The sequence below is a fragment of the Nostoc sp. genome (assembly GCF_036916975.1).
Classification (GTDB): Bacteria; Cyanobacteriota; Cyanobacteriia; order Cyanobacteriales; family Nostocaceae; genus Nostoc.
This window is the reverse complement of sequence record NZ_JBALFF010000109.1, coordinates 1-23,512: the sequence shown is the minus strand read 5'-3', so window position 1 is coordinate 23,512 and position 23,512 is coordinate 1. Positions and strand designations below refer to the sequence as shown.

General features: G+C 40.2%; 23 protein-coding genes. 6 read left to right on the top strand and 17 right to left on the bottom strand.

Annotated features, from left to right (window positions below):
• Positions 1 to 81: 81 nt before the first annotated feature.
• Positions 82 to 456 carry a hypothetical protein gene (locus tag V7K73_RS26195; protein WP_334884451.1) on the bottom strand — a complete coding sequence of 125 codons (375 nt, stop codon included), beginning with the start codon at positions 454 to 456 and terminating at the stop codon, positions 82 to 84.
• A 222-nt stretch (positions 457 to 678) separates the two neighbouring features.
• Between V7K73_RS26195 and V7K73_RS26190 the strand changes: the two genes are divergently transcribed.
• Positions 679 to 1,209, top strand: a complete 531-nt coding sequence (locus V7K73_RS26190; protein ID WP_334884449.1) for an orange carotenoid protein N-terminal domain-containing protein — start codon at positions 679 to 681, stop codon at positions 1,207 to 1,209.
• Positions 1,210 to 1,576: 367 nt separating this feature from the next.
• Here V7K73_RS26190 and V7K73_RS26185 read toward each other — a convergent pair whose 3' ends face one another.
• Positions 1,577 to 2,338 (bottom strand): ABC transporter ATP-binding protein, encoded by a 762-nt coding sequence (locus tag V7K73_RS26185; RefSeq protein WP_334884447.1) that lies wholly within the window; start codon positions 2,336 to 2,338, stop codon positions 1,577 to 1,579.
• Between the two features lie 1,074 nt (positions 2,339 to 3,412).
• On the opposite strand from V7K73_RS26185, the gene V7K73_RS26180 reads away from it, so the two are divergent.
• Both V7K73_RS26180 and V7K73_RS26175 read left to right on the top strand, forming a co-directional pair.
• The gene (locus V7K73_RS26180) at positions 3,413 to 4,876 is read left to right on the top strand and encodes an efflux RND transporter periplasmic adaptor subunit (protein ID WP_334884445.1); all 1,464 of its coding nucleotides are present in this window, start codon (positions 3,413 to 3,415) and stop codon (positions 4,874 to 4,876) included.
• 252 nt (positions 4,877 to 5,128) lie between these two features.
• The gene (locus tag V7K73_RS26175; RefSeq protein ID WP_334884443.1) at positions 5,129 to 6,346 is read left to right on the top strand and encodes an ABC transporter permease; all 1,218 of its coding nucleotides are present in this window, start codon (positions 5,129 to 5,131) and stop codon (positions 6,344 to 6,346) included.
• On the opposite strand, the gene V7K73_RS26170 is transcribed toward V7K73_RS26175, so the two are convergent.
• Together V7K73_RS26170 and V7K73_RS26165 are read right to left on the bottom strand one after the other, a co-directional pair.
• Complete coding sequence (locus V7K73_RS26170) at positions 6,275 to 6,805, bottom strand: response regulator (RefSeq protein ID WP_334884441.1); 531 nt, start codon at positions 6,803 to 6,805, stop codon at positions 6,275 to 6,277. The two genes, V7K73_RS26175 and V7K73_RS26170, sit on opposite strands and share 72 nt — an antisense overlap.
• 568 nt (positions 6,806 to 7,373) lie before the next feature.
• Complete coding sequence (locus V7K73_RS26165) at positions 7,374 to 9,686, bottom strand: NACHT domain-containing protein (RefSeq protein WP_334884439.1); 2,313 nt, start codon at positions 9,684 to 9,686, stop codon at positions 7,374 to 7,376.
• Between the two features lie 397 nt (positions 9,687 to 10,083).
• On the opposite strand from V7K73_RS26165, the gene V7K73_RS26160 reads away from it, so the two are divergent.
• The gene (locus V7K73_RS26160) at positions 10,084 to 10,488 is read left to right on the top strand and encodes a DUF3775 domain-containing protein (RefSeq protein WP_334884437.1); all 405 of its coding nucleotides are present in this window, start codon (positions 10,084 to 10,086) and stop codon (positions 10,486 to 10,488) included.
• On the opposite strand, the gene V7K73_RS26155 is transcribed toward V7K73_RS26160, so the two are convergent.
• The 8 genes from V7K73_RS26155 to V7K73_RS26120 all read right to left on the bottom strand — a co-directional run bounded on the left by V7K73_RS26155 (position 10,452) and on the right by V7K73_RS26120 (position 16,500).
• A complete protein-coding gene (locus V7K73_RS26155; protein WP_334884435.1) occupies positions 10,452 to 10,700 on the bottom strand; it encodes a DUF1816 domain-containing protein in 249 nt (82 codons plus the stop codon). The genes V7K73_RS26160 and V7K73_RS26155 overlap by 37 nt on opposite strands.
• Positions 10,701 to 10,885: 185 nt before the next feature.
• Entirely contained in the window at positions 10,886 to 11,086 is a 201-nt protein-coding gene (locus tag V7K73_RS26150) for a hypothetical protein (RefSeq protein WP_334884433.1), read from the bottom strand.
• 245 nt (positions 11,087 to 11,331) lie between these two features.
• Positions 11,332 to 11,715, bottom strand: coding sequence for a fasciclin domain-containing protein (locus V7K73_RS26145; RefSeq protein ID WP_334884431.1), 384 nt, complete (start codon positions 11,713 to 11,715; stop codon positions 11,332 to 11,334).
• A 689-nt stretch (positions 11,716 to 12,404) separates the two neighbouring features.
• Positions 12,405 to 13,013, bottom strand: a complete 609-nt coding sequence (locus tag V7K73_RS26140) for a hypothetical protein (protein WP_334884430.1) — start codon at positions 13,011 to 13,013, stop codon at positions 12,405 to 12,407.
• A 45-nt stretch (positions 13,014 to 13,058) separates the two neighbouring features.
• Positions 13,059 to 14,084 (bottom strand): glucokinase, encoded by a 1,026-nt coding sequence (locus tag V7K73_RS26135; protein ID WP_334884429.1) that lies wholly within the window; start codon positions 14,082 to 14,084, stop codon positions 13,059 to 13,061.
• A gap of 85 nt (positions 14,085 to 14,169) precedes the next feature.
• The gene (locus tag V7K73_RS26130; RefSeq protein ID WP_334884427.1) at positions 14,170 to 14,817 is read right to left on the bottom strand and encodes a histidine phosphatase family protein; all 648 of its coding nucleotides are present in this window, start codon (positions 14,815 to 14,817) and stop codon (positions 14,170 to 14,172) included.
• Positions 14,818 to 15,171: 354 nt separating this feature from the next.
• Complete coding sequence (locus V7K73_RS26125) at positions 15,172 to 15,735, bottom strand: Uma2 family endonuclease (protein WP_334884425.1); 564 nt, start codon at positions 15,733 to 15,735, stop codon at positions 15,172 to 15,174.
• Positions 15,736 to 15,768: 33 nt separating this feature from the next.
• Positions 15,769 to 16,500: an ABC transporter ATP-binding protein gene (locus V7K73_RS26120; protein ID WP_334884423.1), complete on the bottom strand. Its 732-nt coding sequence runs from the start codon at positions 16,498 to 16,500 to the stop codon at positions 15,769 to 15,771.
• Positions 16,501 to 17,068: 568 nt separating this feature from the next.
• Here V7K73_RS26120 and V7K73_RS26115 point away from each other — a divergent pair.
• Positions 17,069 to 17,908 (top strand): Rpn family recombination-promoting nuclease/putative transposase, encoded by an 840-nt coding sequence (locus V7K73_RS26115; RefSeq protein WP_334884421.1) that lies wholly within the window; start codon positions 17,069 to 17,071, stop codon positions 17,906 to 17,908.
• A 2-nt stretch (positions 17,909 to 17,910) separates the two neighbouring features.
• On the opposite strand, the gene V7K73_RS26110 is transcribed toward V7K73_RS26115, so the two are convergent.
• The 5 genes from V7K73_RS26110 to V7K73_RS26090 are packed head-to-tail and all read right to left on the bottom strand — an operon-like array spanning position 17,911 to position 22,580.
• A complete protein-coding gene (locus V7K73_RS26110) occupies positions 17,911 to 18,702 on the bottom strand; it encodes an ABC transporter ATP-binding protein (RefSeq protein WP_334884419.1) in 792 nt (263 codons plus the stop codon).
• Between the two features lie 54 nt (positions 18,703 to 18,756).
• Positions 18,757 to 19,713, bottom strand: a complete 957-nt coding sequence (locus V7K73_RS26105; protein WP_334884418.1) for a branched-chain amino acid ABC transporter permease — start codon at positions 19,711 to 19,713, stop codon at positions 18,757 to 18,759.
• A 49-nt stretch (positions 19,714 to 19,762) separates the two neighbouring features.
• Entirely contained in the window at positions 19,763 to 20,365 is a 603-nt protein-coding gene (locus tag V7K73_RS26100; protein WP_334884416.1) for a Uma2 family endonuclease, read from the bottom strand.
• Between the two features lie 9 nt (positions 20,366 to 20,374).
• Complete coding sequence (locus tag V7K73_RS26095; protein WP_334884414.1) at positions 20,375 to 21,325, bottom strand: branched-chain amino acid ABC transporter permease; 951 nt, start codon at positions 21,323 to 21,325, stop codon at positions 20,375 to 20,377.
• A 7-nt stretch (positions 21,326 to 21,332) separates the two neighbouring features.
• Entirely contained in the window at positions 21,333 to 22,580 is a 1,248-nt protein-coding gene (locus V7K73_RS26090) for an ABC transporter substrate-binding protein (RefSeq protein WP_334884411.1), read from the bottom strand.
• A 723-nt stretch (positions 22,581 to 23,303) separates the two neighbouring features.
• Here V7K73_RS26090 and V7K73_RS26085 point away from each other — a divergent pair.
• The coding region (locus V7K73_RS26085; protein ID WP_334884408.1) for a hypothetical protein at positions 23,304 to 23,512 on the top strand (209 nt) is incomplete at its 3' end.

Here is a 23,512-nt window from a genome sequence, read left to right as displayed (position 1 = left end):
CTATTGGCGATTCACTAAAACAGTAGGGTGGGCTATGTATATCAATGCCCACCTAACAAAATAGTAATATACCAGGAAAACTTAATTTTTGCGTTCACCCTTTTCTAAAGCTTGTTTTACTAGATCATCACTGACATTAGTTACACCTTCAGTATTAGAATTTCCAACTTCCTTTGCTAACTCGATAAAATCATCAGGATTACCGGTTGACTGCGTTTGAGTTTTTGTCTCTACTGGTTTAGAGGCTTGATATTTAGGTGCAGTGGCTGCTTCGGCTGCTGCTGCGCCTTCACCGGTGCGATCGACTTCACTAACGCTGAATTGTTGTGCAGTTGCATAATCAGCATCAAAATCGACGTTTGGCGCTTTTTCTTCACCACTAGCTATGCTATCGGCAGCTAATTGAGCATCATGGGTGGGAGCTTCATTAACATTGGGCTTTATTTCATCAGGCATAATTAAAATCCTTTGGTTAAATTTTTTATTGCTTACTCGAAAGAGCATAACAAAGTAATTAGCTGTTTACTTGCTCCCTTGGGAGAGGCTTTACCTCTATTAAAAGATAGATTAAAGCTGCAATTTGTAATTAATATAAATCTTTCTCTTGATAGTAGAAACTGATGCTCAAACTTTGGTAAGCCTTAGTTTAACCTGTAAAATTTCTTTGGAAATAAAATTATGACTGCAAGTTACGATAAAACTATTTCTCAAGCCCAGAGCAATGAAAGTCAAAAATTGGTAGATGGGTTTAACAATTTAGATACCGATGCCAAATTAGCCTGGTTCTATTTAGTTTATAAAAAAATGGGTGATTCTATCACACCAGCTGCTCCAGCTGCGGCCGAACCTGAGTTAGCACCACTTCTGCTAGGAGATTATTTTGAGTTATCAGATGAACAGCAATTAGATATTATGCGGGATATAGTTAACCGCAAAGATACAGAATATTCTCGCGCTTATGGGGCGATAAAAGAAAACAATCAACTGTTAGTTTGGTATGCTTGGGCAGTAGCTATGGGAGATAAGGTGGTTGACTTACCAGCTAGCTACCAACCAACTAAGGCGATTAACGATCTGGTTTCCCAGATTGAAGGATTAGATTTTGACGAGCAAATTTCGGTGTTTCGGACAATAGCTGGTGAAGTGGGTTACACCGATGTTAAACCAATTGAGACGCAAGCAGAAACTGGAAAAACGTCTAGTTTGTAATCGTAACTGGCGACTAAGTAAGTCGGCGCAAATAATCATCACTGGTTTGTAGTTGCGCTTTAGCGCTAAAGCGCAACTACGAGCCAAATACAGAGCTTTTACTTTTCGTTACATAGTTTTGTTTTTTCTCGCAGACCTACTTAGTAGCGCAAGGCAAAAGTCAAAAATCACACATGCTTTAATGGGCTTTCTGGCTGTTTTGAACAGTTATCAGTTAACCTGACGACAAGTACTTTTTTGACCTCTCCCCCAACCCCTCTCCGACACGGAGAGGGGAGCAAAAACCCTAATTTTTGGTTACTCCTCCCTCGGCTTGTAAAAAAGGGAGGTTGTCCGGGAGAGGTTGATCGAATTGACGTTAATTAAGTTAAGAGACAAGGTTACTCAAGTCAGATGGTGCGAGATCGGAGTGGACTACTTGACCATCACGGAACCAAACGATGCGCTGGGTTTGACGAGCAACTTCTGGTTCATGAGTTACCATGACAACGGTAATTCCACTAGCATTGAGTTCGCTAAATATATCTAAGACTTCTTGGGTTGTGCGCGAATCAAGTGCGCCTGTGGGTTCATCGGCTAAGAGTACCACGGGACGATTAACGATCGCCCGCGCAATCGCAACTCGTTGTTGTTGTCCACCAGATAGTTGAGTTGGTTTGTTGTTGAGACGATTTGCTAAACCTACTCGCGTCAATGCAACTATTGCGCGATCGCTTCTTTCTTTTGGGTTCACACTAGCATACACCATTGGCAACATCACATTTTCTAGTGCTGTTAGTTGCGGCAATAGATGGAATTGTTGAAACACAAACCCCAACTTTTTATTACGGATGTGTGCTAATGAGCGATCGTCGATTTGAGCTACATCAAGGTTATCTAAATAATAATGTCCACCTGTGGGACGGTCGAGACAACCGATAATATTCATGGCTGTGGATTTACCAGAACCAGAAGGCCCCATGATTGCACAATATTCGCCCTGTTCCACAATTAGGTTGACATCATTCAGCGCTTGTACTTCTGTTTCACCACTACCATAAATCTTGAAAATGTTTTCTAGTCGAATGATTGCTGGTTTCGGTAGAGCATTAGGAACCAGGGAATCGGTAATTGTAATAGTGTTTGCCATAAGGATATAGATAATCTTGGGCTGGGAAGAGAGTAATTTATACCATTTTAGATTTTGGATTTTGGATTATGAACGCCAGGGCATGTGGTAGAGAAAGAGTTGCTGCTAAATCCTTTAAGCGTTCCATATCTCGCAATCATTGTTAATAATTGCAAAAACCTTGATAGCCCTCATCCCCTAACCCCTTCTCCCAAAGATGGGAGAAGGGGAACTAGAATTATTTCTCCCCTCTCCCATATTTGGGAGAGGGGCTGGGGGTGAGGGAATCCTTGGGATGTTCCCTTTTTGTTTGCCCAAAAGACTAAAATGAGTGCGCGATCTACTGAAATGAGAAAGCAAACTGGGGTTTGAGAAAGCAATATGCCTTTTTGCTTGCTAAATATACCCAAATGAGAAAGCAAACTGGGGTTTGAGAAAGCAATATGCCTTTTTGCTTGCTAAATTTACTGAAATGAGAAAGCAATCAAGCATTTTGAGAAAGCAATATGCCTTTTTGCTTGCTAAATCTACCGAAATGAGAAAGCAATCAGGCATTTTGAGAAAGCAATATGCCTTTTTGCTTATTGAATTCAACTTTATTTGTTTTTTCAATGAAGTAACTAGTAGTCTGTCGCATTAATTTTGCGGGGCTGCGAGATCCCCGACTTCGTAAAAGTTGTCGGGGATCTGAACACCACGAACCTCTGAAAACTTTTGGGACAGACACTAGGGTGTCAAATAATAATGTGGCTAAAGTCACCCATTCAGGTGAAGGCATACAGGCATATAATATTTATTATTAAGGAAGATTAAGCAACTATGAAGCTAAATATGCGTCTAGTTGTTAGTTTATTAACGAAAAATTTAATCCAAAAATTTTAACAACTGCGTATTCCTGCATCTGCCCTTTAATATTTATGTCCGCTCAATTAACCATAGTTAACAGGAACCCCCAACCACTCCCCATAAGCGGGGAGGGGAGCAAAAGCGCAGCTGTTTGCTCTGAACGGGTGGTTTTACTATGGGCTATTCGATGGGCATTATCAATATAACTACAGGCTACTCCCATAAAGCAAGATTTATAGGCTTCTAGATATGGCTACGCATATAGAAATTCCTGTTATTGGCAAAGTTAAGTATCCATTACGCTGGCTAATGGGGCTGATAGCTGGGGGTGTCTTGATTGTTGGTACTACAACTTATACTTTGGTAAATCAAGGGGCAAATAAAGAAGATATTGCTCAATTAACTGTGCCAGTAGCAGCGCAAAACGTCACCTTGCGGATTACAGCTAGTGGCAAAGTTGTACCAGTTCAGAGCGTAAATATTAGTCCGAAGAACCCTGGAGTGCTGTCGCAATTATATGTCCAACAAGGCGATCGCATTCAACAAGGGCAAATTCTCGCGCGTATGGATAGCGCAGGTATTGAAGCTCAAAGGAGCCAATACCGTGCAAACTTAGCCCAAAGTCAAGCACAACTAGCCGAAGCTCTTGCTGGTAGTCGTCCTCAAGAAATTGCTCAAGCAAGAGCGCGGTTAGCACAAGCTCAAGCCCAGCTAGCCCAAGCTAAAGCCGGTAATCGTCCCCAAGAAATTGCTCAATCTCAATCCCAAGTGGATGCGGCTCAAGCAAAGGTGAATTACACCAGTGAACAGGTAAAGCGTTATCAATATCTATATCAACAGGGAGCAGAGAAAAAACAATTATTCGATCAAGCCCTCAGCGACGACAAAAGTGCTAGAGCCAATTTAGAAGAAGCTAAAAAACGATTTTCCTTAGTCCAAACTGGGACTCGGACTGAAGAAATCGACCAACGTCAAGCAGCAGTTAATGAAGCACAGGCTGCATTAGTACTGTTGGAAGATGGAACCCGTTCTGAAGAAATTGTCCAGCGTCAAGCAGCTGTTGAAGGGGCTAAGGCTCAGTTGAAGGGTGTGCAAGTACAGTTAGAAGATACCATTATTCGCGCTCCTCTTTCGGGAATTGTTACCCAAAAGTATGCTGAACCTGGGGCGTTTGTCACACCTACAACTTCGGCTTCTGCTAGTGCATCGGCAACATCTAGTTCAATTGTCGCCGTAGCACGCGGGTTAGAAATATTAGCTCAAGTTCCCGAAGCCGATCTTGGCAGAATTAAACCGGGACAGCAGGTGGAAATTGTCGCTGATGCTTATCCCGATCAAATTTTTAAAGGTCATGTGCGTTTAATTGCTCCAGAAGCAGTGGTAGAACAAGGTGTGACATCCTTCCAGGTGCGGGTTGCTCTGAATACTGGTATAGATAAACTGCGTTCTGGCTTAAATGTGGATCTGACTTTTTTAGGCGATCGCGTCAATAATGCTTTAGTCTTACCAACAGTGTCAATCGTCACCGAAAAAGGTCAAACTGGCGTACTTGTACCAGATGCAAAGAATAAACCCCAGTTCCGCGAAGTGACAATTGGGGCGCAAATTCAAAACCAAACTCAGATTTTAGAGGGAGTTAAACAAGGCGATCGCGTTTTTGTTAATCCACCCAAAGACTACAAAATTGAGAAGGCTAAAGAACAGAATAAGTAATATCATGTTCGCATAATTAGTTATGATTTCCACAGTCATTGCACCCCACCCCGCCAAAGCTACGCTTCGTCTCCCCTCACCGCTTGCGGGGAGGGGATTAAGGGGTGGGGTTCTTCGGAGTCATTGAACCCCACCCCGCCAAAGCTACGCTTCGTCTCCCCTCACCGCTTGCGGGGAGGGGATTAAGGGGTGGGGTTCTTCGGGTTTAATAAGTAATCAAGGGAACATGATATAATTCCTAATTTTTAAGTCATGAATTTTTTAGAAAGTATTCAAATGGCAGGTAAAACCCTGCTGTCAAATAAATTGCGTAGCGCCCTCACCATGTTGGGTATAGTTATTGGTAATGCCTCAGTGATTGCCATGATTGGTATTGGCGAAGGTGGGCAAAAATACGTTAATAAACAACTGGAGTCATTAGGGCCAAATGTGCTTTTTGTACTGCCAGGGAATCGAGAAACTCAGCGGATATCCTTTGAAGTGCCAAAAACTTTGGTGTTACAAGATGCTGAAGCGATCGCTTCTCAAGTACCAACAGTAGTGGGAGTTGCACCGGAGTTAAATAGAAGACAGGTAATTGTATATCACAACAGAAACACCGATGTCAACATCATTGGCACAACTCCCAGTTTCCTGTCGGTGCGGGATTTTGAAACTGATAAAGGTAGGTTTTTCTCTGAGGTAGACATCAAGCGAAGTAACCAAGTCGTTGTATTAGGTGGAGACTTGGCAGAAAAACTATTCGGTAATAGTAACGCTATCGGTCAACAATTACGAGTTGGAAATACCAGCTTTCAAGTGATTGGGACGTTAATAAACAAAGGTTCCAGCGTGGGAGCAGATTATGATGATGCTGCTTTAATACCAATCACGACTTCAGCAAACCGACTTGTGGGAAAGAATTCTCCTTATGGTATTGCCTTAGATTATTTTGTGGCTGCGGCTCGTGATTCAGACAGTGTGGATGCAGCAGAGTTTCAAATTACTAATTTACTGCGTCTACGGCACAAAATTAATGGTGAAGATGACTTTACTCTTCGCTCTCAAAAGGATGCTTTGCAAACTGTTGGTCAAATTACAGGTGCATTGACAATTATGCTAGCAGCGATCGCTGGCATATCTTTGTTTGTCGGCGGCATAGGCATCATGAATATTATGCTTGTCTCCGTCACCGAACGCACCCAAGAAATCGGATTGAGAAAAGCGATCGGCGCAACTGAGCAAGATATTTTGCTACAGTTCATCATTGAGGCAGTAATAGTTTCCGCAGCTGGCGGTTTAGTTGGGACTGCGGTTGGTGTCAGTGGCATTCTATTAGTGGGAGCCTTGACTCCCTTAGAAGCGAGTCTTTCTCCTGTAGCGATTACTATGGCAGTTGGTGTTTCTGGTGCTATTGGTTTATTCTTTGGTGTTGTTCCTGCACGTCGCGCTGCTAAACTCGACCCGATTGTGGCCTTGAGAAGTGCTTAGTATATTAGTATAAACTAATACAGGCAGGTAAAAATTTTCCGTCACATCTTCTTGTACTTGATTTATAATCATCGAAACAAATTTGTCAAGGTCGAATGGTTTGAGTAAATATTCTTCAAACTCTACATCTGGAATTTGTTCATGAGTACCTGTGGTAGATGTTGAAGTCACAATGATTGGGATATGATTTCCATTATCTGCTTCCATAGCACTCAAAGTATTTAGTAATGTATAAATACTTTCACCTAAAAACCTAATTTCACTGACAATGATGTTGGGTGTGAACCAACTCAAGATTTCTAAAGCTTGTTTTACCGAACCAGCAGTAATCACAGATGCGCTCAAGTGTTTGAGTAAAAATGCGTACAAATCTCTACTATCGCGATCGTTGTCTACAACAAGTACTTTTACACCTTTGAGTAACCCATTTGTCAAGCAAAAGCCATTGATAAAATTCATAACAAGACCTGCCATTAAAGCTCTAAGTGCAAAGTGGGCTTAAAAATCAGTGAGTAGAGTAAGTAAGTCGGCCCAAATAATCATCACTGGTTTGTAGTTGCGCTTTAGCGCTAAAGCGCAACTACGAGCCAAATACAGAGATTTTACTTTTCGTTATATAGTTTGGTTTTTTCTCGCCGACCTACTTAGTTACAAAGAAAAGTACCGAAAGAAGGATCTTTCCTAGAAATCCTGATAATTCATGTTATGCGGAAAAGCTAACCATTAACCTAACCCCCTAACCCCCAACTCGTCGCTCTAAGGGTGAAAATTCAAAGTCTCTGAGCCATCTGCTTGGCTGTCGGGCAAAGCCCGAAGGGCGCAGTGGCTTCTGCTTAAAGGAAGAGAGAAATAGAAGTGAGGTTTTCCACATGACCTGAATTGTCAGGCTAGAAATCAAATTAAAAACTTTCTTTCTGTAATATGGCAAAGCGTTGTTTGATTTACTAAATTAGTTGATTAACTATGACACAAAACGTAATAAAAACCAATTTAGCAATCAACATATTTACGTAATTAACCAAAATAATTATTGCCATTCCCTGTCCTCAAGTTCCTTTTGAGGCAATAATAAGGTGGCTTCAATTTCCTGCCGAATACCAGCCGTCACTTCACAATTGCTATGCAGGCAATCGAGTAGTAACTGATTAGCATCATAGTAGCGTTGCAGCACTTGCTGTTGCTCAGGGCTAAACTGCCACTGGTGGTTAATGTTGCGATAATTAATCACCGTCATCTTTAACTGTTCAGCCCAGGCTGAATAGTTGGTCTCGGACCATAGCTCAAACCGTTGTTGACTTTGGCGAGAATTTGGCAATTGGTCAGAGAGTTGTTGCAGGGATTTATACAATCCAACATCGAGAACAAGGCCCAGAATGTTCGAGAGAGCATCTCCGCAGGCGTGGATGTGGGCAAATTCCTGGCTCCCATCAATGGCACACTCTAGCAGCAGGTCATCTAAAGCCGCATCCAGAAACATTCCCTGGTCGAGGCTGCTGGCTAGGGCAAAGTGAGGAGCTACGTGAGGAGTGCGACTTAAGGCAAGGTAAAATGCTCGAATTGTCGCATCTTTTGGTTGGGTGGCAATAGTGCGAGATTTTTGGCTAGCCCAGGTCAAAAACTCTTGTAAATAAGCGTCTTGGGCAACCAGTGCATCAATCTGTTGCTTCATCAACTGTACCAGAGAGTCTGCACTTCGGAGCATGGTAGCTGTTAACAAAAAGATTTCGTGCCAGTGTGGGTCTGTAATGTGACTAACTAATCCTTCTAGCGCTTGCCCAAATGCCTCTAGGTTATGGCTGGCAACGATTTTTCTTGCTGTGAAGTATTCTTGAAAGGCCAGATAGGAGAAGGAAAAAATTCCCCGCGCCCGTTCTGCCAGTAGCCCATGTTGAGCCTCCATTGACTTTAGCGCTGCTTCGCTTTCTATTTGCAGTTCTTCTGCATCCATTGGCACGTCGGTCAGATTTTGAATATAGTCACCAATGTATTGCTCAACGATGCGTTGCTCAAAAAAGTACTGACCTTGCTCAAATGTGGCTGCGGCAATCTGACTCAATAACTTGAGTTTTTGTGGTAATAAAAACCCTCGGTAAATATCATCCCGTTCAATGCCTCTGGCTTCATCCCATTTACCCAATAGAAGGTCTAAACCTTGCTTATAAAAGTCAGTCCGCTTAGTCGGAAATTTTTCTTGAGCGTGAAACACCCAGCAGGCAAGATGCAGAAATAGGGGCGTAACTACGAGTTGGCGAAATTGCCAGTTTTCATCTAAGTCTAACTTCTGAATAAACTGAACGGATTCCGCCTGACCATCTTGAATGTTGGTCTTGGTAAATGTCACAAACCATTTTTGAGCGAAGGCAATGATTTGTTCTGAGGTAAATGGGGCAATCTCAACATCGGTAAAGCCTCGGAGTCTGAGTTTTTGAGATGCTATTCGACATGTGGCCACGAATTGATTTTTGTGATACTTCTCTGAAAATCTGCGAATTTCGCTTAAGACAGCATTGCTTTGTTGGTTAATAACTTCATCCATGCCATCAAGCAACACTAACACTCTGCCTGCACTAAGTAATGTTTCAATTACTGAAGCATCTAAAATTCCAGATGTGAGGAACTCCTGGCGGATGTATTTTAATAGGCTGAACTCGTTAGTGGTTTTAGATTCTTCAGTAAAATTTCTCAGGGTGATGAAGATTGGCACTTGATCGGGCGCAAATTCACCTTGGTTACATTGAATGGCGAGATATTGTAAAAAGGTGGTTTTACCTACTCCTGGTTTGCCTAGCACCCTAAGCTTGGAGTATTTTTGAACTGCCTCTGTACCAGGTATCTGGTTCTGATCGGCTTCACCTTTGCCAAAACGGTCAAATTCTTTGGGATCAAGGTTTTGCAGATCAGCGATTTCTAAGTACTGAAGACTGGCAATCTCCTCCAAAATATTTACATCTATATATATGTCATCGATCGCAACGGGACGGCTAATATCCAATAACTGCAAAATACCACACTGGTCTTGAATTTTCTCGAAGCGTTGCGATCGCACTTTCTGCACTAATGTATCAATATCCAGCACAGGGGGCTGGGTGTATTCTTCTAGTTCCATGAATTCTGCCGGCGGATTGCTAGCAATATCCCGCCAATTCATTTCCAACACCAAACAAATTTCAATAAAGGTATGACGCTCAACCGGACGACCACTAAAAAACCGCCAAACGGGTTGTCTAGTCTTGAGGTTAACTTCTGCTGCTAGATTGTCTTGTGTCCACCCCTTGCGGGCAAATGCTCTTTTTGCCTGTTCAATCCCAGCGAGTGATGCTTGGAGCGATCGCTTGACCATAGGACAATAACCCTGCTCCTCAAATCATGAACTTTAACTTTTATTAATATCTGCAATCTAATATATTTTTCTATGATAACAACATTCTACTCACTTAAAGTTATACAAAACCCCAGAGTATACTTTCATTTATTTAAACTTTTGTATCGAAATTAAACGTTATACCTTTATCTTATACATTTCAAACTTTCGACGATACCTGAATTAAAACACTGATCTATAATGCTCAATTATGAGTTGAAGGGTTATTTAGCACTTACTTACTTGACTTAATATAATAGTTGCATTGTATACATATTATTTATATGTATGTATCTAAAAAATTTTCTTAACATAAATTCCTAAGTTTTTTCTATGCTTAGATTTTTGTTTATTAACTCCAACTTAAATAAAAAATATGAGTTTATTATCAATTAACAAAACATATAAAATTATTGAGATGGCTGAATTAATTTATGGAAAAATAGGATCTGAAAGAACAAATCAATCAGAAACATTTCTAGATAAATTGTCTTATTATTTAGAAGATTTCAATATCACAGGAAGATGTTCAGTAAACGTCCTACATAAATATATTGACGAACTATCCGAGGAAGAAAAAGCAGAGGTAATAGCTTTGATATGGCTTGGTCGAATTCCATCAGGTCAAGTACCAGAAGACTTCACCAATTTGATTAAACAAGTACTAGAACTGATACCTCAAAATTATGCAACCAGTTATATTATCGAAAAACCCCTTTTAGCAAAATATCTCATAAACGGGCTTCAAAAACTAGATATTTGGAGTTCTGCTTCATCATGAAAAATTGTTAGGAAATCAGGCTGACATTCTTTGACTAGTGCAACGATGTCTCTGGCTCCTTCCTGATATAAATCTTCGACATAGCCAGTTCTATAAAATTGCGCCTCTTTTCCACTATCAAAAGGCCCAAAGTAATAAGTACAGCGCGGAACAACGGTGTTAATTTCTACCCACCAGGCAAACTCTAACTGATTAGATTGAAATAAATTCATAAGGGATACCAATCGTTAATTAAACTACATTAAGGAACCTGAATTAAATAAAATGCAAAACTTCATTTTGTATTTAGCTTCCCTCTCCTTTATTTTGTATCTAGCTTCCCTCTCCTTTATAAGGAGAGGGATTGAGGGTGAGGTAAGCTGTCGGACATAAATTGTATGTTATTTCATTCTTATTCCTAAAGATAGCCTTCTGGCATTTGCTGATAGCAGTTGCTACAACGCCAGTAAACTCCTCGGTAATTGACGTGACGGAGTAAAGTATTTGAACAACAAATACAAGCATGTTTGCCCTTGATAAATTGATCGATTTTTGTAGATATATGATTTTGGCTGCGACCAATAATCAAATTGTTTTGACCTGTTAATAAATGTTTCATGTTCAGAGCTAAATTGTTAAATTAATTTAGCTAATATTGTTTTTGTTTTTTAGGTAAATTTGAAGATAAATGATGTCGCCGTATAAAGTATTTGCTAAGTGAAACAACCTCAAATGAAATAGAATGAACCTCTCTCCTGTGAGGAGAAAGGTATAAAATTTAAGTTTGTTTGTCTGAAAATATATTTAGATAGCTGTGAGGTAGTGACTATAAATAGTTCCTAGCCCAGACAGGTTATTAGCTATCTATACGTTTGTTGACTGAGGAATTAACAATGATGTGGATGACACCGTTATCATCAACAGCATTGGGTTTTGAGGCTGTGGTTCATAATCTGGATTGAAACTATGAAAAGGGTCAATTTTCAAACTTGAACCTTCGATTGGCTGTATGGGTATCACCTTACCGGAAACAATATGATACGTCACGAGTTCCTGGAGCTTATTAATATTCTTAAGCAATTTCTCTACAGTATCTGCTGGAAGCTTTGCAAAAGCTTGATTGGTAGATGCACAGGCGATAAATGAGTCAACACCTTTGAGGGTATCTATCAAATTGGCAGCCTTGATTGCATCAACTAGGGTGCTAAAAGAACCAGGGGGAACGGCACTAATAGTAGTATTAGCCATTTATTTCACTTGGTTTTATTTAATTTGTTCATCAATGATTAATAGCATGACGTACTAGCGTTAGAAATCATGTTTTAATAAGCGGTTGAGTAGCGTATAAGTTGTATGATATGAGCTAAAAAAAATTAAATAATTAAAATACAGCAGAATTTAGAAGTTTGGATTTAATGGAAAAATATTGTTAGCGACAATCCAAAATTTTTTATCCGGTTTGTAGTGGACCGCGGAATCTGTAATAAAACGAGGTTTTAGTATGCTGTTCCACAAATAAACTTGCATGTGCGGGCTTTCCTGCCCACCCCACAAGAGTTATATTTAACTCCTGTCCGTGGGTTTAAGTCCCCCGGTTATAAAAATAAGCAAGTAATGCGATTGGGGTTAAATCCCCATTACAAAACCAAATTGACGAATTACGAATTACGAATTACGAATTATTTTAATAAGGGTTATGCAAATTAAACCTTATCTAAGTTGAGAACCGTAGTTCTCACCCTCTCCCCCAGCCCCTCTCCCAAATCTGGGAGAGGGAGTTTGAAATTCTGGCTCCCCTTCTCCCAGATTTGGGAGAAGGGGTTGGGGGATGAGGGCTATCAAGGTTTTTGCACCTGATGGGATGCTCCCTATTGCATACAAATAAAAAGCGCTATATTAACCACACAATTGATTGCAAAGCTAATATAGTAGAGGTTTTAGTTATTTGGCTTTTTTAAAACTACATGGAAGGAATCTAAATATCCTGTAATGGTTTTAGCTAATGTTTTCTGCTGTTTTTTTGTAGTTATTGCCATTACTTGATATAATCTTCCTTCGGCAATATACATTCTACTTATAGTGATTTTCCCTCCAGAATTGATGTACTCAATTTCTTTGCCAGGATGATTATTGGAACTACGAATATTTCGTTGACTGATTAAATTGCTTTTCGTAGTTTTTAAGGCCATATCCCGTGCATTATTAAGTACAGCTTGGGGGTCAGTTATTTCACCATAACTATAAGGAAAATCATTGTAAGCAACTAGATAAGCTACTTGCTGTTTTGGTGGTTGAGCGACAAATATTTCTAAGGTAATTTCCCCCATATAAGTTTTTTGGGATTGGGTATTTTTGCTGGGGTTTCCTGGCATTAAAATACTAAAACGCCCATCTGGAGCGGTGAATAACTTCCATTGTGGCTGCACAGGTTGAGAAACCTTTGTGACAACAGCCGTGGTAGGTTTGGGTTGACGCGCTTCCACAAAAACAGAACCACCACAGACAAGTGTGGTGGCGATTAATGGCAACAGACTTTTAATTGTCATATTTTTTGCGTTTTGAGATGCCGATCTCACTGATGATGCTAGCTGTTATAACCTAGCAGCACATAAAGCAGCACCTATTAGCCCCACTTGCGGGTTGAGGATAACATATACGGGGATCTCTTCAAGGAGGCGGCGCATTCTGCCTTTTTGGGTGAAATTTAATAAGAAACCGTTGTCTTCAATTAAGGGGAGGATTTTGGGCGCAATTCCGCCAGCAATGTATAAACCACCATAAGGTAGGAGTTTAAGGGCAAGATTGCCCGCTTCTGCACCGTAAGCTTCTATAAATAATTGCAAAGTTTGTTCACAGAGGCGATCGCGTTTTTCTAGTGCAGCTGTACCAATGACAGCACCAGGATCGACGCTTTTCTCTTCTTGTCCGGCTTCTTGTTCCCAAGTTCTGACGATTTGGGCAATATCTGGTGATTCGACGGCAAATTTGCGATCGCGCAGAAATTGGTAAATTGCCACAATTCCCATTCCAGAAACCACACGTTCTACAGAAACGCGCTGGATATCATGTTTAGCCAGCAGGTATTTCAACAATTGAAACTCGATCTCGTTTCGGGGAGCAAAATCAGTGTGTCCACCTTCTGAAGGAAAGACTTGATAGTGGTTTCCCTGCTTAATTAAAAATCCTTGCCCTAAGCCAGTACCAGCACCAATAATTCCAATAGGGGTTTCGGGTTGAGGTTTGCCAACTTGCAACGTCAGCAAGTCTTGTTTTTGTAAACCTGAAATGCCATAGCCAACGGCGGCGAAGTCGTTAATCAAAGAAATATGCGGGATACCCAATTCTTCTTCTAAACGTTCGGTATCTAGGAACCAGGCTAAATTGGTCAGTTTGGCAGTATTATTGACGATGGGGCCTGCGATCGCAAAACAAGCCTTTTCTGGTGTGGCTGTGTTAGCCTTCACCAAAAACTTCTGCACTATCGGTACCAAATCAGGAAAATCGGCACTGTGGTAACTTTCCTGATAAATAGTATGTATTGCTGGTGAGTCTGATTTTTCAACCAATTGCAGAATAGTTTTTGTACCGCCGATGTCTCCTGCTAGTAACAAAGTCATAGAATTTATTAGTGAATTAAATTACTTTTTTTGTAAGATATACCCAACCTAGCAGAAGTCATGAACACAAATCTCTATCAGAGGTTTAAGCAAATCGAATAACTTCTTCTATGTGGGTTAAATGGGAAGTATCTCCCTTTAGTTCTAATAACCATTCTGGATCTTCGCGTACCACTTTTACTAGAGAACACAAAGAAGCCTTGACTTCTGTTTTGGCAATTTCCCCCACTAACCCCATTGCTCCCCCCAATACAGATGCACCATGTGCTACTAGCAGGATATGTTCTGGGAGGAATTCAGTAGCTAAACATCTCGCAGTTTGCCCAGAACGTTCTCGCACTTTTTCCCGAGTTTCAGGAAATTTGGCGGCGATGCGCGGAGTGTAGCTGGTGTCAATTCTGGGGAATAACTCGGCTAAGGCTGGAGTTGAGAGTCTTTCGGGTTCTTCTGTCATCCAAACTGGGTTAAGCCATTCACTCAAGCCTGTTTCGAGTTTGATTGGTAAGTTGAGCATTTCTGCAACTGCGTTTGCCGTTTGTACGGTTCGCAGGAAAGGAGAAGCGAAAATATGCGTAATATTTTCTCGTTTCAATCGTTTAGCTAACTGTTGTGCCTGCACCATACCATCATCAGACAAGGGTGGATCGTAGCGTCGTTCGGCGGTGAGGAACCAATCAGGGTTTACGAAGTCGAGGCGGTTAGCGTGTCTTGCTATCCAGACTATTTGACTCATGGGTTTAATTATTCCGGTGAATAGAATTCGCCGCTAAACAAATATATAGATATCTGCAAGCAGGGCTGCAAATATTAATATATGACAAAAATCGTAATAATATTTAATAATATTAAATATTAGTAAAAGTTATAAGTGTTGTCAATGTAGTTTTAAAGCCTATTTAGCCAAGTCTCTAAAGCAATATCAACTAAAAGTTCTAGAGAGTTAGTTCCACTCAGAATAAGTTTTTCATATTTTTCATAACAGATGCGTGAGCGCTCATCTATAGCGGTTCTCAGTTGGCTGAGTACAAGAACCCCACCCCCAACCCCCTAAGAGCAAGCCAAGAGGTGGCTATGATGTTAGGAAAAGCTATAATTTCAACCATCCAAATAGTTGTCCTACAGTTAATTGAAGATTACTAACTAAATCGGGGACTGGTAAAATTTGTTGTTGTTCTTGTAACAGTTCTGGTTGCTGCTTTGGTGGATAGACTAAAACAGAGCGATCGCCTGGATCAATTAACCAACCTAAACGACTACCATGTTTTAAACAATGTAGAATATTTCCGGTTACTTTAGTCTGGTTTTGCTCTGGCGAAAGAATCTCAATCGTCCAGTCTGGATACGTCTTAAAGACATTAGCTACATCTCCACGTTCATCTAAGGGAATCCGTTCCCAAGCAAACACAGCTACATCAGGGACAATTGAACGTCCGCCAAAAGTACACCGCAATTCTGGGAAAGCAAGGGCAATTTTTCGACTTTCAACTACTTCATTGATACCTGTGACTAACTTCCCCTGTAATTTGCTATGCTTTCCCTGTGGCATTGGCTTTTGAATAATTTGACCGTTAATGTATTCTGAGCTAGGTTTTGTTTCTGGTAGTTTCAAAAACTCTTCTAAAATTAGCGATTTAGTTGGTGATTTTACCATCTGCTTGTATATCCCAAATTTTAATTTAATTAATTACCCTAAATAAGCCTTTTTAACTCGTTCATCATTAATTAATTCTGATGCTGCACCTGTTAAAGTTATAGAACCAGCTTCTAAAACATAACCGCGATCGGCAATTTGTAGCGCCAATTTCGCGTTTTGTTCAACTAACAAAATAGTCACGCCTGTAGCCCGGAGATTTTCAATAATAGAGAAGATTTCCCGGACGATCGCAGGTGCTAAACCTAAGCTAGGCTCGTCTAAAAGTAATAGTTGTGGTTTACTCATTACAGCACGAGCGATCGCTAACATTTGTTGTTCACCACCACTGAGGGTTCCTGCTAGTTGATTACGTCTTTGTGACAAGCGGGGAAATAGCTCAAATTGTCGCCCAATATCTGCTTTTATCTCAGCTTGATTGGTGCGAATATAAGCACCCAAAAGTAAATTATCAAATACTGTTTGTCGCGCTAATACTCTACGTCCTTCTGGACAATGGGCGATGCCAAGTTGTACAACTTCGTGAGTTTGGCGGCGGTTAATATTATGTCCATTATAAATAATTACACCACTCTTAGGATTAACTATTTTAGATATAGCGCGGAGTGTAGTAGTTTTACCAGCACCATTAGCACCAAGAAGAGTAACTACCTCGCCTTTTTGAATAATTAAATTAATCTTTTTTAGAGCTTGAATACCGCCATAATTAACATCAAGCTCTTGAACTTCTAAAATTGTATAATTTGGCTTACTATCGGCTTTCATCGGCGGTTTACATCCAGAAATGTTGATTCAAAATCTAAGATACATCAATCATACATTTCTTAAAACAGGGGAGCATCCCGTCAGATGCAAAAACCTTGATAGCCCTCATCCCCTAACCCCGAATGCCATCATTTGGGAGAGGGGGAACTAGAATTATATCTCCCCTCTCCCATATTACGGGAGAGGGGCTGGGGGTGAGGGAAAAGATTTAAGTTTGAAAAGTATTGGGCGAATAGAATTCGCTACTACACAAAGAAAGTCCACCTCCGTGGACTAAGAGAAAATTAAGGTTTTTAACTTGTGTAGGCAGGTTTTGTTTGTGTAGCCGCGACTTCTAGTCGCCCGGTTAGTAATAAATTAGACTTGTTCATTCATCCTCTAAAACAGTGCGTAGGCAGGTTTTGTTTGTGTAGCCGCGACTTCTAGTCGCCCGGTTAGTAATAAATTAGACTTGTTCATTCATCCTCTAAAACAGTGCGTAGACATTGCTTTAACTTAAAAATTAACGCCCAAATACTGCAATCTTTATGATGTACTATTAATTACTGATAAAGATATCAAGCGTCCTGTGGCAAAAGTAGCAGATATTGGTAGCAAACGACTAATTAATTTAGCTCCCGATGCATGGGTACAATGGGTGACACAGCGTCCTGAAGTCGTGGCGAAAGAAATTCTCGGTTCTGAGTTTCACTGGATTAGCCGCGAAACAGATGTCTTGGTGAAAGCATACAGTGCTACTCATGGAGATTTTCTAGTACTAAATGAACTACAGTTGCGTTACACGGCACAGATGCCTCTACGGATGAGAGCTTATGCTGCCTTGGCACAAGAACGCTACCGATTGCCAACTTACCCAGTACTAATCAACATTTTACCGCCTCCATCCACCTTAACTATTGTCAATAGTTACGAGCAGGAATTTTTGGGATTACGTGCTATCCAAGATTATCGCGTAATTAATTTGTGGGAAATCGACGCTGAGATAGTGTTTGGGCAACCACTACCATCGTTGTTACCCTTTGTGCCAATTCTGCGAGGAGGGGGAGAGGTAGCAGTTGTGCAACGCGCATTACAGGCGCTACGAGCAGATGCACAGTTGAACGAGTTAGAATCATTGCTGGCATTTTTTGCTAGCTTTGTGTTAGACACGCCTTTAGTGCAACAAATCATGAGGTGGGATATGGCAGTATTGCGAGAGTCGCCTTGGTATCAAGAAATTGAGCAAAGAGGTATTCAGCAGGGGGCGCGACGGCAGTTAATCCGGGTACTGGAACAACGCTTTGGCGAAATTCCTCATGAAGTGGAAGTAAGGTTTGAGGGCGAAAGTGTGGAAAAATTAGAAAGCTTAATGGATAGCGCGATCGCAGTGAATTCTTTAGACGAATTTGTGAATATTTTGTTTAGATAAATTCATTCATTTCCCAAATAAGCTTCAATTACAGCCGGATCATTTCTAACTATAGATGGTTTACCCAATGCAATCAATTGCCCAAAATCTAACACCGCAATGCGATCGCACAAACCCATAACCAATGGTACATGATGTTCTATCAGGATAATCGTTAAATCGAAGCGATCGCGCAAACTACGGATAAATTCACTCAATTGCTGCTTTTCGTTGGGGTTCATCCCCGCCGCAGGTTCATCGAGAAGTAAGACTTGCGGTTTTAATGCTAAAGCGCGGGCAATTTCTAAGCGACGCTGATCGCCATAGGCAAAATTTTTGGCTTTTTCGTGGGCGCGATCGCTTAATCCCACCAAATCCAATAAATCTAAAGCTTCTTGCTTCGTTTGAAGTTCTTCACTAGGCGCTGGTGGTAATCCAAAAACTCCTGCGATTATATTACTTTTAGTGTGTAAATGTCGAGCAATTATCACATTTTCTAACGCCGATAATTCCCCAAACAAGCGGATATTTTGGAAAGTACGGGCGATACCTAAAGCAGCAATTTGATGAGGACGCAGTTGGTAAAGTTCTGCACCTTGATAAATTAATTTCCCGCTAGAAGGGGGAATAAAAGCAGTAATCAAATTAAACAATGTTGTTTTGCCAGCACCATTAGGGCCAATCAGTCCAAAAATCTCATATTTATTTACACTAAAAGATACATTATTTACCGCCACTAAACCACCAAAGCGGCGAGTCAATGCTCTTGCTTCTAAAACAATACTACTGTTAGCTTCTAGAATACTATGTGACATTTTTGCATATTATTATGAATATAAAACTTACGCAATAACTCTCTAAAACTTTTCTTACTTCGCGTCCTTTGCGTCCTTTGCGGTTCGTTTATCCATGATTTTCCGTCTTTGAAAAATATCTGGAGTAATTAGCCCTTGGGGAAAAAAGATTGTACCTATCACTATTAAAAAACCAAAAATAATTAATCTCCCATCGCGCAAAAATTGTGCAAACCAATTAGGTAAACCACCAGTATCAGCGAGACTTCGCAGAATCTCTGGTAAGGCTGTAAACACCATACCTCCGACTACCGGCCCTAAAAAAGTTCTTGAACCACCAATCAAAACAAAAGTTAAATATATAATACTGCTATCAAAAGTACCTTGACGAGCATTCCAGGTATTAAGAAAGTGGGCGCTAATTGCACCTACAACCCCTGCAAGTATAGCCCCTAGTGTAAACGCCAAAACTTTGTAATAAGTGGGATCAATTCCCATTGCACCCGCAGCTAATTCATCTTCGCGGATAGCAATAAAAGCCCTTCCTACACGGATGCCTTCTAAACGATAAAGCAGCACCATACTAATTAATAGTAAGGGTAGAGCAATCCATAAATATTCAATTGGTGTTTGGAAAGGTTGAGGAATACCAAAAATTCCAACAGCACCGCCTGTAATATCCAAATTGAGGGAGACGACGCGCAGAACTTCTACAAAAGCGATAGTAGCGATCGCTAAATAAATTCCTCGCAATCTCAACGCTGGAATTCCTACTATTATACCCAATAAACCACAAATTACACCAGCAATTAACATCTCCAATAACAACAATAGAATGGGGAATGAACTACTGCTAGATGTAAAAACTTTTGTGGATAAAATTGCTGCAATATACCCACCTAAAGCATAAAATCCTGGACTAGCTAAAGATAATTGTCCTGTCATTAGCGGTAAGTAAAGCGATAACCCTAGCAGCGCCCCCAATACCATAGAGACAATTAGAGAACCATAAGTAGCGAAAAAATCAGTCATGTTAAAACATTTTGATTAAGCTTAATCAAACTATCACTTTTATCAACTACTAAGCTGTTAATATTTGCTCTGCTGTCAGCGCCAGTTCAGGAAAAGTTCGTGATACAATTCGTTCTGAACCTCTAAACAGTGTCCGTTGGTATTTTCCCTCAGCATCTAATATAAAAACAAATACAGCCGGAACTTTTGGATTTCCTAAATACTCTCTTAGTCCAATTGCCAAATAATCTACAATCCAATATTCTGTAATACCTAAACGTTGATATTCATCCAATTTATCAATGTAGTCATCTTCCCAATTAGTTGATGTCACTTCTACAGCTAACTGGATAGGTTCTTCAAGTGCAGAGTATGCAGAACGATTTGAGCGCCATGTATCTTTATTTATGACACTTACATCAGGCTTACGCCCTTGTTCTATTCCATTGGCAGTTATAGTTTTAAAGACTGCTGTGTTATTAACTACATAATTTATGTTTAATCGCCTAATTTCATCATTGAAACCAAACAATATAAAATTGGTGACATCATCATGATTTCTAGTTGCACGCACCTCTACAATTTCTCCATCTACAAGTTCATATAAACCTTCTTCTGGACACTGTTCTAAAAATTGATCGAAAGTTAGTTTTTGCCTGGTGTATGTTTTCATAGTGCTACATCAAACTTTTTGAATAAACCGTCGCCCTAGTAAACCTTGCGGTCTAACTAATAGCATGATAAACAAAATTCCAAAGGCTACTGCGTCTTTATATCCAGAGAATTCCGAAGGAACAAACGCTTCAACTAATCCAATTACTAAGCCTCCCACCACAGCACCGGGAATACTACCTAAACCACCTAAGACAATTACCGCTAAACCCCGCAAACCAAAAGCAATGCCGAAATATGGCCCAGCTATACTAACACTAGAAGCAACTAAAGTTCCTGCTAATCCTGCTAAAAAACTGCTGATAAAGAATGTTAAAATGATAAAGCGATCGCTATTAATTCCTAACAAACTAGCTGTAGTTGGATCTTCTGCGATCGCCTGCATTGCCTTACCATATTTAGTCCGATTGATAAAATAGGTAAGAATTGCCACAATCACCACTGATACAGCAAAAATTACTATCTGAACGCTGCGAATCGGAATTGGATTATCTGCACTACCAAAATTAATCGCAGGTGGCAAATTACCGTAAGTATTTGCGGGGTATGTGTAACTTTCTGCGCCTACTAAATACTGGATTAAATTTACAATTACCACTCCTACCCCCAAGCTGGAAACAACAGTTAGCAAGGGATCACATCCTTGACGGCGCAAAGGTTGAAAAGCAACCCGTTCCATCACTACCCCTACCAATCCTGCCAAGGTACTTGCTAAAATTAAGGCTATAGCAAATGGTAATTTTATCGGCAAGGCTGCGTTAGCTAGCAACCCGTTAAATCCAAAGTTACCACCCATGAGGGCATAAGTGAAATATGCACCCAAGGTAAAAATTGCGCCATGAGCTAAATTAATGATGCCCAAAATAGAATAAACTAAGGTATATCCCAAAGCAAAAATTGCATAGATACTACCGATAGATAATCCATTTAAAAATTGTTGCAAAAATACAGTTATATTCATATTGCAACTATTTTATAAATACGAATTTTCCAGTATTACCATCTTTATCCATCTTGATTTGGGCAACGTAAAATTCTTTTTGAATCACATCACCGACTGGTGTAAAAGCAATCTCACCTAAAGGAGTATCATACTTTCCAGCTAGTATTTCCTTGTTCAATTCTGTCCGCAGTTTATCAAGAGGTAATGTGCTGATTTTGGTTTTTTTATCCAACGCTCTCAGAGCTTCAACATACACCTGCACCGCAGCAAAAGATTGACCAGTAAATTGGGCTGGTTCTTTCTTATATTGCTCGATATAAATTTGGCGAAATACCTTATTAATCTCACCAGGATATTCAGGACTGTAAGCTTGAGCAATCAGCACACCATCGCAAAGCGCTTTACACACTGATAAAACATTTGGTGTATTCAGACCATTACCACCAATAATTATGCCTTTATAACCCAGTTCTCGCAGTTGTCGCACTAAGTTACCACCATCAGCAGCTAGTCCCGAAATAATTACCAAATCTGGTTTTAAGTTAATTGCATTGGTAGCTTGGGCTTGGAAGTCTGTATCAGTAGTTTGGAACTTTTGAACTGTTACTAATTCTAGCCCTTGCTGTTTTACTGCTGTTTGAAAAATCTCCGTTTCTGATTTGTTAAATGCATCATTTTGGGCGTAAAAAACTGCCACTTTTTTAATTTGAGGATTCTGCTTGAGTGCAGCTTTCAGCGAATTAGGAGCAACTATAGAGACGGGAGCAGATACACGAGCTATATAATCACCGATTTCTGGAATTCCTTTTGCGGTATTTGATGCGCCAATAACTGGCACTTTAGCACGTTCGGCGATGGGGTCAGCACTAAAAGCTTGCTGTGACAAAGTAGGGCCAACAATACCGACAACTTTATCTTTATTAATTAAAGTTTGAAAAGCGTTAATTGCTCCAGCTTCATCACCGCTAGTATCTTGGTTTACCAATTTAATCGGAGTGCCATTTATACCACCTTTACTATTGAAATACTTCTCGGCAATTCTGGCTCCCACGAATCCCTCTTGACCGAGTAATGCTACGTTGCTGGTTTGTGCTAAGGCAATACCGATGGGAATCGCACCCGATGTAGTCGTTGTCTGGGCGGTGTTAGTTGTAGTGTTATTTGTGGCACTATTTGGAGAATTTGTCACAGAGCCACCCCCACCACCACAGCTTGTTATTAGTAAAGCACAAGTTGATAATAATGCTGTTTTCTGAGCGATCGCGTTGTTCATCGTTAGATAATCATGTAGTTATTAGATATTCGGCAAAAGTTAATACTAATTTTCATTATCTACAAAGAAAATGACGCAGATTTCGACTTTTGCACGAATTATATTAAATCATTCTTATTTGGCCATGCAAAGGTAAATATTCAAAGTGTTTGTAAATACAAATTATAATTAGCCATAATTTTACCACTACTAGGTAAAACTTGGGAATCGTTAAGCGTGAGCGCTTTCAAGTGTCAGATGTTCGAGTCAAACTTAAGTGTCTCAACTCATGCAACCGATTAAGGGCAAAGTATCAGACTAAGTTGATGCTTGATTTCTTCAGACTTCAATGGTATAAACAAAGTTTTACCTAAAGTTTACCTAAGTAGAGTTGAATTCGAGCAGCGTTGATGCAACGGCTGATAATAGCAGTTCTTTCGCACGAAGATTATTAGTTTTAACTTGATAATGTAAAGGTTTGTAACTGATTTATTCGGTACGTGGTTTCATCGTACAATACCAGTCAAAGGATGTTTAAAAAGTGATATTGTCGGTAGCAAAATGTTCTAGATTCCCCCTTCAAAAAGGGGCTAGGGGTAATCAATAAGTGCCTAAAATCGCAGTTAATCACTTTTCAAACAACGCCTTAAACGGAAAGAAACATTCAACAATTAAAACTTTACATTTGTCTAAATCTTTCCAACAAAACACAGAAGAGTATTAAGGAGGAAGACATTAGATTCTATGAAAAGGAAATTTACAATTTTAGCAGGTACAACATCGGTAATTTTATCCCTGGTAAGCCAACCAGTTCTTGCCGTTTGGAATAGGCCTGTGAGTCTGGGAGGTATAGCCACTTCAAATCCTAGTTGTACTTCCTTAGGTACAAATCAGGCTATCTGTGCCGTCCGAGGAAGCGATAATGCACTTTTTGTAAATCGCTTTAATGGCAC

Coding starts and splice junctions, on each gene's coding strand:
- V7K73_RS26185 (WP_334884447.1), bottom strand. CDS start 2,338: ATGGCAAACACTATTACAATTACCGATTCCCTGGTTCCTAATGCTCTA.
- V7K73_RS26110 (WP_334884419.1), bottom strand. CDS start 18,702: ATGTCACATAGTATTCTAGAAGCTAACAGTAGTATTGTTTTAGAAGCA.
- V7K73_RS26125 (WP_334884425.1), bottom strand. CDS start 15,735: ATGGTAAAATCACCAACTAAATCGCTAATTTTAGAAGAGTTTTTGAAA.
- V7K73_RS26140 (WP_334884430.1), bottom strand. CDS start 13,013: ATGACAATTAAAAGTCTGTTGCCATTAATCGCCACCACACTTGTCTGT.
- V7K73_RS26195 (WP_334884451.1), bottom strand. CDS start 456: ATGCCTGATGAAATAAAGCCCAATGTTAATGAAGCTCCCACCCATGAT.
- V7K73_RS26095 (WP_334884414.1), bottom strand. CDS start 21,325: ATGAATATAACTGTATTTTTGCAACAATTTTTAAATGGATTATCTATC.
- V7K73_RS26180 (WP_334884445.1), top strand. CDS start 3,413: ATGGCTACGCATATAGAAATTCCTGTTATTGGCAAAGTTAAGTATCCA.
- V7K73_RS26175 (WP_334884443.1), top strand. CDS start 5,129: ATGAATTTTTTAGAAAGTATTCAAATGGCAGGTAAAACCCTGCTGTCA.
- V7K73_RS26135 (WP_334884429.1), bottom strand. CDS start 14,084: ATGACTTTGTTACTAGCAGGAGACATCGGCGGTACAAAAACTATTCTG.
- V7K73_RS26090 (WP_334884411.1), bottom strand. CDS start 22,580: ATGAACAACGCGATCGCTCAGAAAACAGCATTATTATCAACTTGTGCT.
- V7K73_RS26190 (WP_334884449.1), top strand. CDS start 679: ATGACTGCAAGTTACGATAAAACTATTTCTCAAGCCCAGAGCAATGAA.
- V7K73_RS26165 (WP_334884439.1), bottom strand. CDS start 9,686: ATGGTCAAGCGATCGCTCCAAGCATCACTCGCTGGGATTGAACAGGCA.
- V7K73_RS26100 (WP_334884416.1), bottom strand. CDS start 20,365: ATGAAAACATACACCAGGCAAAAACTAACTTTCGATCAATTTTTAGAA.
- V7K73_RS26120 (WP_334884423.1), bottom strand. CDS start 16,500: ATGAAAGCCGATAGTAAGCCAAATTATACAATTTTAGAAGTTCAAGAG.
- V7K73_RS26150 (WP_334884433.1), bottom strand. CDS start 11,086: ATGAAACATTTATTAACAGGTCAAAACAATTTGATTATTGGTCGCAGC.
- V7K73_RS26160 (WP_334884437.1), top strand. CDS start 10,084: ATGAGTTTATTATCAATTAACAAAACATATAAAATTATTGAGATGGCT.
- V7K73_RS26105 (WP_334884418.1), bottom strand. CDS start 19,713: ATGACTGATTTTTTCGCTACTTATGGTTCTCTAATTGTCTCTATGGTA.
- V7K73_RS26145 (WP_334884431.1), bottom strand. CDS start 11,715: ATGGCTAATACTACTATTAGTGCCGTTCCCCCTGGTTCTTTTAGCACC.
- V7K73_RS26170 (WP_334884441.1), bottom strand. CDS start 6,805: ATGAATTTTATCAATGGCTTTTGCTTGACAAATGGGTTACTCAAAGGT.
- V7K73_RS26130 (WP_334884427.1), bottom strand. CDS start 14,817: ATGAGTCAAATAGTCTGGATAGCAAGACACGCTAACCGCCTCGACTTC.
- V7K73_RS26155 (WP_334884435.1), bottom strand. CDS start 10,700: ATGAATTTATTTCAATCTAATCAGTTAGAGTTTGCCTGGTGGGTAGAA.